Genomic DNA, 7,328 nt, shown 5'->3' with positions numbered 1-7,328 from the left:
GGCCTGGGCGACGCCGCCCATGAGCGGCGCGGCGACCCCCAGGGCGACCAGCATGGCCGCCAGTCGTATCGGGGCCCGGCGCAGGCGGCGCGCGTCGCGCCGCCGGTCAGGTCTGCGTAGCAGGTTCATCTTTGATCCCTTTTCGCACGTGGTTGATGGACATGAGGGCAGGCCGGGACGGCCGAACCCCGCACGGGGTCGGCCGCCCCGGAGCTGCTCTCCGGTGGTGCGTCTTGCGTTCAGTGCCCCCTGAGCACGTGGTGCCCCCTGGAACTGGTCCCGGGGCCCGGTCAGCGCAGCTCGGCGATCACCGTCTTGAGCTCGGTGTAGTCGTCCAGGCCGAACGAGCCCAGCTCGCGACCCCAGCCGGACTGCTTGAAGCCGCCCCGCGGGAGGGTGACGTCGTCGGCGTGCCAGGTGTTGAGCCAGACCGTGCCGGCGCGCAGGCGGCCGCCCACGCGGTGGGCCGTGCCGAGGTCCTTGGACCAGACGCCCGCGGCCAGGCCGTAGACGGTGTTGTTGGCCGCGGCCACGACCTCGTCCTCGGTGTCGAACGGGATGGCGGTGATGACGGGCCCGAAGATCTCGTCGGTCTGCACGGCCATCTGCTCGGTGACGTCGGTGATGAGGGTCGGGGAGAAGAAGTAGCCGCGGTCGGCGGCCGGGTCGGGGCTGCCCGCGGCGATCGTGGCGCCGTCGGCCACCGCGCCGCGCACGTAGCCCATGACCTTCTCGTGCTGCTCCTGCGAGACCAGCGGCCCCATCGTGGTGGCCGGGTCGAACGCGTCGCCCACCTTGATGGCCTTGGCCGCCGCGGCGACGCCCTCGATGACCTGGTCGAACACCTCGCGCTGGACGTACAGGCGCGAGCCGTTGACGCAGCACTGGCCCTCGTTGAAGTAGCCGGCCAGCGCGGCGCCGGCGATCGCGGCGTCCAGGTCGGCGTCGGCGAAGATGATGTTGGGCGCCTTGCCGCCCAGCTCCAGCGACACCTTCTTGAGGTTCCGCGAGGCGCCCGCGGCGATCTTCTTGCCCACCTCGGTGCTGCCGGTGAAGGCCACCTTGTCGACGCCCGCGTGGTCCACCAGGGCGGCACCCGCGTCGCCGAACCCGGGCAGCACGTTGACGACACCGGCGGGGACGCCGGCCTCCAGCAGCAGCTCGCCGAGCCGCAGCGCGGTGAGCGGGGTCTGCTCGGCCGGCTTGAGCACCACGGTGTTGCCCGCCGTGATCGACGGGATGATCTTGAAGGCGGCCATCGTCAGCGGGAAGTTCCACGGCACGATGCCGGCGACGACGCCGATGGCCTCGCGCCGCGTGTAGGCGTGGAAGTCGCGGCCGGGCACCGACATCGGGATGGTGGTGCCCTCCATCTTGGTGGCCCACCCGGCGAAGTACCGGAACAGCTCGGCGGCCACGCCGACGTCGCCGCGCGCGGACGCGAGGGACTTGCCGTTGTCGAGCGACTCGAGCTGTGCGAACTCCTCGGTGCGCTCGTCGATCATGTCGCCGATGCGCCACAGCAGGTGGGAGCGGTCGCGCGGCGTCATCCTCGACCAGGGCGAACCGTGCTCGAAGGCGTTACGGGCCGCGGTGACGGCCCGGCCGGCGTCCACCGCGGAGGCCTGGGCCACCTGGACGAGGACCTCCTCGGTCGCGGGATTCACCGTGGCGAAGGTCTGGCCGTCCTTGGCGTCCACCCACTCGCCGTCGATCAGGAGCTGCTTGGGCGAGGAGAGGAACTTCGAGACGGCGGGCAGGAGAAGGGAGTTCTCGGACATGGGGAACCTTCCGTGGTGTCGGGGTCCGGGTATCGGGCGTCGGGTCGGTCGTGGGCTGGGCCGGGGTTCTCGGCGACCGGGCTACTTGATGATCAGCACCTTCGATCGGTCCAGGGTGAGCGCGACGGCGGCGACGATGATCGCCCCGTACAGGATCTGCTCGTAGGCCGACGGGACGCCGACGATCGGCAGCCCCACACGCAGCAGGGTCACCACGAGCGCCCCGGCGAGGCTGCGCCACAGCGAGCCGTGGCCGCCGGTGATGGCGGTACCGCCCACCACGATGGCCGCCACCGCGGGGAGCAGCAGGTTGTCCGCCATGGTCGGGCTGCCGCTGAAGTTGCGGGAGACCAGCATGACGGCCGCCAGGCCCGCGCACGCGCCGGAGAGGGTGAACGCGGCGACCTTGACCAGGTCGACGGGCGCGCCGCCCAGGCGGGCGGCGGACTCGGAGTAGCCCGTGGCGCGGACCCAGCTCCCGAGCGGGGTGAGCGCGAGCGCCAGCGAGACCACGAGCACGACGACCAGCGCGACGACGAACGACATGGGCACCACGCCCGCGACGTAGAGCGTGAGCCAGTGGGTGGCGTCCCGGTCGGCCACCCGGATGGGGCCGGCGTCGGAGATCACCAGGGCGATCGCGGTGAAGATGCTCATGCCGCCGAGCGTGACGATGAACGACGGGATGCGCAGCAGCACATGGGCGACGCCCTGCAGGGCCCCGATCGCCCCGGTGGCCGCGATGATCGCGAGGGTGGTGAGCCCGCCGAGGTCGGGCAGCCACAGCGCGAAGAAGACCGTGGCCAGGGAGCAGAGCGCGGCGATCGACAGGTCGATGCCGCCGCACAGGACCACCAGGGTGGCGCCGGCCGCCAGCACCACGAGCGGCGCCGAGGTGCGGACGGCGGCCGTGAGGCTGTTCAGGCTCAGGAAGCCGGGGTCGGCGACCGTGAGCGCGGCCAGCAGCACCACGAGCGCGATGACCGGCATGAACGACGTCAGCCGCTGCCCCGTGGTGGGGCGGGCCTTGACGGTGGGGTCGGCAGCCGGCTCGGGGGCCGGCTTGGCGAGGACGGGCGTGGACATGGTCAGACCATCTCCTTGACGAGGTCGAGCGGGGTCGGCTTGGCCCCGGCGGGGGCGGCGACCTCCTTGGTCGCACGGCCGTCGCTCATCACGACGATCCGGTCGGACATGCCGATCGCCTCCTCGAGGCTGTCGGCCAGCAGCACGGTGGCGACGCCGCTGTTGGCGAGCTCGCGCATCAGCCGGTACACCTCGGAGCGCGCCCCGACGTCGAGGCCGCGGGTCGGGTGGTCGAGCAGCAGCAGGCGGACGTCGCCGGCCACCAGCCAGCGCGCCAGCACCACCTTCTGCTGGTTGCCGCCCGACAGCCGCTGGATCGCGGTGCCCCGGTGCGGCGTGCGGATCGAGAGGCGCTCGATCCAGGTGTCCACGAGCGTGGCCTGCTTGCCGGGCCGCACCAGCGGGCCGGAGCAGCGGGCGTGCTGCTTGGTCAGGGTCATGTTGTCGGCCACCGACATGGGGCCGACCATGCCCTCGGTCTTGCGCTCGGCGGGCACGTAGCCGACGCCGGCGGCGCACGCCGCGCGGGTGCCGGACAGGTCGAGCTTCCTGCCGTCGAGCACGACCTCGCCCGCGACGGTGGCCTCGGCGCCGAACAGCGCACGGCACACGTCCTCGCGCCCGGAGCCGTGCACGCCGACGATGCCGACGATCTCCCCCGCGTGCACGTCGAGGTCGACGTCGCGGAAGGTCTTGCCGGTCAGGCCGCGCACCACGAGCCGGGGCCGGCGGGGCTCGCCGGAGCGTTCGGCGGCGCCGTCGTGGTAGTGGTCCTCGGAGCCGGTGGCGCCGATCATCATGCGGTGCAGCTCGGCGGGGGCTGCGTCCGCGGCGAGCACCTCGCCCACCGACTTCCCGCCGCGCAGCACGGCGACGCGGTCGCAGACGTCGAGCACCTCGTCGAGGCGGTGCGAGACGAAGACGACGGACGCGAACTCCCGCAGCCGGCGCACCTGGGTGAACAGGGTGTCGATCTCCTTGGACTCGAGCACCGACGTGGGCTCGTCGAGGATGATCACCGGCGGGTGCGCGGTGCGCTCCTCGATGCGGAGCACCTTGGCGATCTCGACCATCTGGCGGTCGGCGAACGACAGGCTGTCGGTCCGGGCCAGCGGGTCGATGTGCGACCCGATCTTGTCGAGCTGCTCCTGCGCGAGGCGGCGCATGGTGCCCCAGCGGTAGATGCCGCGGCGCACGCCGGGCCCCTCGCTGCCCAGCACGATGTTCTCGGCGGCGGTGAGGTTGGGCACCAGCGACTGCTCCTGGAACACCATGCCGAGGCCGTGGTCGGCGGCGTCGACGACGCTGCGCAGGCGCACGCGCTCGCCGCGTACCCAGATCTCGCCGGCGTCGGGCCGGACCAGGCCGACCAGCGCCTTGAGCAGCGTGGACTTGCCGGCGCCGTTCTCGCCGGCGAGCCCCAGCACCTCGTGCTGGCGCACGACGAGGTCGACGCCGTCGAGCGCCTTGACGCCCGGGTAGTGCTTGACCAGGCCGCGCACCTCGAGGGCGGGCGGGGACCCCGGCGCGCGCGGCCCGGGTTCGGTCTGCAGGTCGGTTGTCACTTGGTCACCTGGTTCCTACGACGCTGTGGGATGACGGCGGCCGCGACGGCCGCGACGACGATGAGGCCCTGCACGCCGCCCTGCCAGTAAGGGCTCACCCCGACCTGGACGAGGCCGTTGGTCAGGACGGTCACCAGCAGGACGCCGACGGCAGAGTGCAGGATGCCGCCGCGTCCGCCGGTGAGCAGGGTGCCGCCCACCACGGCGGCGGTGATGGCGGAGAAGTCGTAGCCGCGGCCCGCCTGGACCAGACCGGCGCCGAGCTGGCTGGTGACCAGCACGCCGGCCAGCCCGTAGAACGCGCCGGCCATGGTGAAGACCGCGACCTTGTAGGGCGCGACCCGCACCCCGGACAGGGCCAGCACCTCCTCGGCGCCGCCGATCGCGAAGGCGTAGCGGCCCAGACGCGAGTAGCGCTGCACCAGCCAGCCGAGCAGCACGCAGGCGACGGCGATCCAGGTCAGCCGCGCCAGGCCGAGAAACCGCTCGACGGCCCAGCCCTCGAGCATCGGGTCGGTGATGTTGGGCTGCACGCCCGCGAACAGCAGGGTCGCGACGCCCAGCCCGACGGCGGAGACACCGAGGGTGGCCATGAACGACGGCACCTTGAGCACCACCAGGGCCAGCCCGCTCAGGCAGCCGAGCGCGGCGGCCAGCAGCACCGCGACGGCGACCCCGATCAGGCCGAGGTCGTTGTCGTTGCGGTTGTTGGCGACCAGGAGGGCGACCGTGATGGCGGACGCACCCATGATCCCGGGTGCGGACAGGTCGATGGAGCCGGTCATCAGCACGAAGCTGATGCCGCAGGTGACCACGGCGAGGACCGCCGCGGCGTCGAGGACGTTCTGCACGTTGGAGATCGTCCGGAAGTCGGGGCTCAGGACCGCGAAGATCCCGAACACGACGACCAGTGCGATCGGCGGGCCCGCGTCCCGCAGGGACACCCCCCGCCGAGGCCGGGGGCGCGGTGCGGGCACGACGTCGGTGTCGGCTCCTGCGCCAGCTTCAGTGGGGGGTGCCATGGTCACGAGATCGCGCCCTGCGACCGGCTGAAGAGGTTGCCGCAGGCGAAGTCGTCCTCGCTCGTGACCGGGGAGACGAAGTCGGCCACGTTGTCCTGCTGGATGAGGAACTGCTCGGCGAACCAGGCGCGGTCCTCGCCGGCGATGTCCTCGACGGCGAGCTCACCGGTGGCCACGCAGTAGCCGATGGCGAGGCCGATGCCGCCCTGCCACGGGCCGTCGCTCGAGACGGTGGCCGTCATGGTGCCGTCCTCGATGGCCGTCAGGGCGTCCGGGACGGCGTCGATGCCGACCACGGCCACGTCGTCCCGGCCGGCCTGCTGCAGCGCCTCGAGCGCGCCGAGCGCCATGTCGTCGTTGGCGGCCCAGATGCCCTTGACGTCGTCGCCGTGCTTGGTCAGCAGCGTCTTGGTCACCTCGAGGGCCTCGGCGCGCGAGAAGTTGGCGGTCTGGTCGTCGAGCAGCTCGACGTCGGGGTTGGCGGCCAGCGACTCCTCGAGCCCGGCGAACCGGTCCTTGGCGGCGCCGGTGTCGAGGATGCCCTGCAGCGCGACGATGCCGCCCGAACCCCCGATGGCCTCGGCCAGCGCGTCGCCGATCTGCTTGCCGGACTCGACGCCGTCGTAGGTGATGTGGGACAGCCAGTGGTCGTAGTCGGCCACGTTCAGGTCGGCCGGCTTGTTCCACTGGGTGACGAGGTAGGCGCCCGCGTCCTGGGCACCCTCGACGATCGGCGGGGTGTCGGAGTCGCCGTTGGGCAGGATGTTCATGACGAGGCACTCGGTGTCGCCCGCGAGGAGCTGGCTGATCTGCTCCTGCTGGCGCGTCGAGTCGCCGTCGTAGGTGAGCCGCTCCTGCGTGAGGCCGACCTGCTCGGCGAAGGCGTCGCCGCCGTCGAGCCACGAGGCCTCGTAGGGGTTGGACTCGTTGCGCACCTGGCCCACCAGGGTCACGTCCGCGGGGTCGCAGGCGCCGGCCTCGGCGCTGCCACCGCCGCCGCTCCCTGCGGCGGTCTCGGTGCATCCGGTCAGTGCGCCGGCCGCCAGCAGGACGCCGACGACGGCGGCCGTGTGGCGAGCGCCAGTGTGTCGAGAGGTGAACTTCATTGTCTTTTCCTCGATCTCGTTCGGTGCCGGGGTCCGGCTCTGTGATGCGGAACTGCTGTGGGTCAGCGCGCCAGCCAGCCGCCGTCCACGGCCAGGACGTGGCCGTTGACGTAGTCGGCGGCGGGCGAGCTGAGGAAGACGGCTGCTCCGGCGATGTCCTCGGCGGTACCCCAGCGCCCGGCCGGGATGCGTTCGAGGATGGAGCGGGAGCGATCCGCGTCCTCGCGGAGCGCCGTGGTGTTGTCGGTGACCATGTAGCCCGGGGCGATGGCGTTGACCTGGACGCCGTGCGGCCCCCACTCGTTGGCCAGCGCCTTGGTCACCCCGGCGACGCCGTGCTTGCTCGCGGCGTACGACACCACCCGCAGGCCGCCCTGGAAGGACAGCAGGCTGGCGATGCTGACGACCTTGCCGTGGCCGCGTTCGACCATCGGCCGGCCGAGCTGCTGGGTGAGGAAGAAGAGCCCGTTCAGGTTGACGTCGAGCACCCGCTGCCAGGCCTCGCGGCCCACCTCGACGGAGTCCTCGCGGTCGATGACGCCGGCGTTGTTGACCAGTACGTCGATCTGCCGCGAGCCGGCCAGCTCGGTGCCGACCCGCTCGACGGCGTCCAGGTCGCTCACGTCGAGGTCGACGACGTCGGCCTTGCCGCCCTGCGCGAGGACCAGGTCACGCGTGGCGTCCTGGTTGCCGGGCCGGCCGATCAGCACGACGTCGGCCCCCGCGCGGGACAGGCCGAGCGCGACCGCCTGCCCGAGGCCGCGGCCC

General features: G+C 72.3%; 6 protein-coding genes. All 6 read right to left on the bottom strand.

Annotated elements, in window-relative coordinates; all coding sequences use genetic code 11:
• Positions 1–290: 290 nt before the first annotated feature.
• The gene (locus PROKR_RS27130; RefSeq protein WP_036969999.1) at positions 291–1,781 is read right to left on the bottom strand and encodes an aldehyde dehydrogenase family protein; all 1,491 of its coding nucleotides are present in this window, start codon (positions 1,779–1,781) and stop codon (positions 291–293) included.
• 81 nt (positions 1,782–1,862) lie between these two features.
• A complete protein-coding gene (locus PROKR_RS27125) occupies positions 1,863–2,867 on the bottom strand; it encodes an ABC transporter permease (protein ID WP_036969997.1) in 1,005 nt (334 codons plus the stop codon).
• Between the two features lie 2 nt (positions 2,868–2,869).
• The gene (locus tag PROKR_RS27120) at positions 2,870–4,432 is read right to left on the bottom strand and encodes a sugar ABC transporter ATP-binding protein (RefSeq protein WP_051433420.1); all 1,563 of its coding nucleotides are present in this window, start codon (positions 4,430–4,432) and stop codon (positions 2,870–2,872) included.
• On the bottom strand, positions 4,429–5,376 hold the full coding sequence (locus PROKR_RS27115; protein WP_036969994.1) for an ABC transporter permease: 948 nt from the start codon (positions 5,374–5,376) through the stop codon (positions 4,429–4,431). The genes PROKR_RS27120 and PROKR_RS27115 overlap by 4 nt, the downstream gene beginning before the upstream one ends.
• 80 nt (positions 5,377–5,456) lie before the next feature.
• Entirely contained in the window at positions 5,457–6,560 is a 1,104-nt protein-coding gene (locus PROKR_RS27110; protein ID WP_036969993.1) for a sugar ABC transporter substrate-binding protein, read from the bottom strand.
• 62 nt (positions 6,561–6,622) lie between these two features.
• A partial coding sequence (locus PROKR_RS27105; RefSeq protein ID WP_036969991.1) for an SDR family oxidoreductase occupies positions 6,623–7,328 on the bottom strand: 706 nt, incomplete at its 5' end.

Origin of the sequence: Promicromonospora kroppenstedtii DSM 19349 (assembly GCF_000515355.1) — a bacterium.
GTDB lineage: Bacteria > Actinomycetota > Actinomycetes > Actinomycetales > Cellulomonadaceae > Promicromonospora > Promicromonospora kroppenstedtii.
This window is presented reverse-complemented; position numbering and strand designations above follow the sequence as displayed.

Bases quoted from the DNA above. Each gene is read 5' to 3' on its own strand.
- PROKR_RS27125 (WP_036969997.1), bottom strand. From the start codon at position 2,867: ATGTCCACGCCCGTCCTCGCCAAGCCGGCCCCCGAGCCGGCTGCCGAC.
- PROKR_RS27130 (WP_036969999.1), bottom strand. From the start codon at position 1,781: ATGTCCGAGAACTCCCTTCTCCTGCCCGCCGTCTCGAAGTTCCTCTCC.
- PROKR_RS27110 (WP_036969993.1), bottom strand. From the start codon at position 6,560: ATGAAGTTCACCTCTCGACACACTGGCGCTCGCCACACGGCCGCCGTC.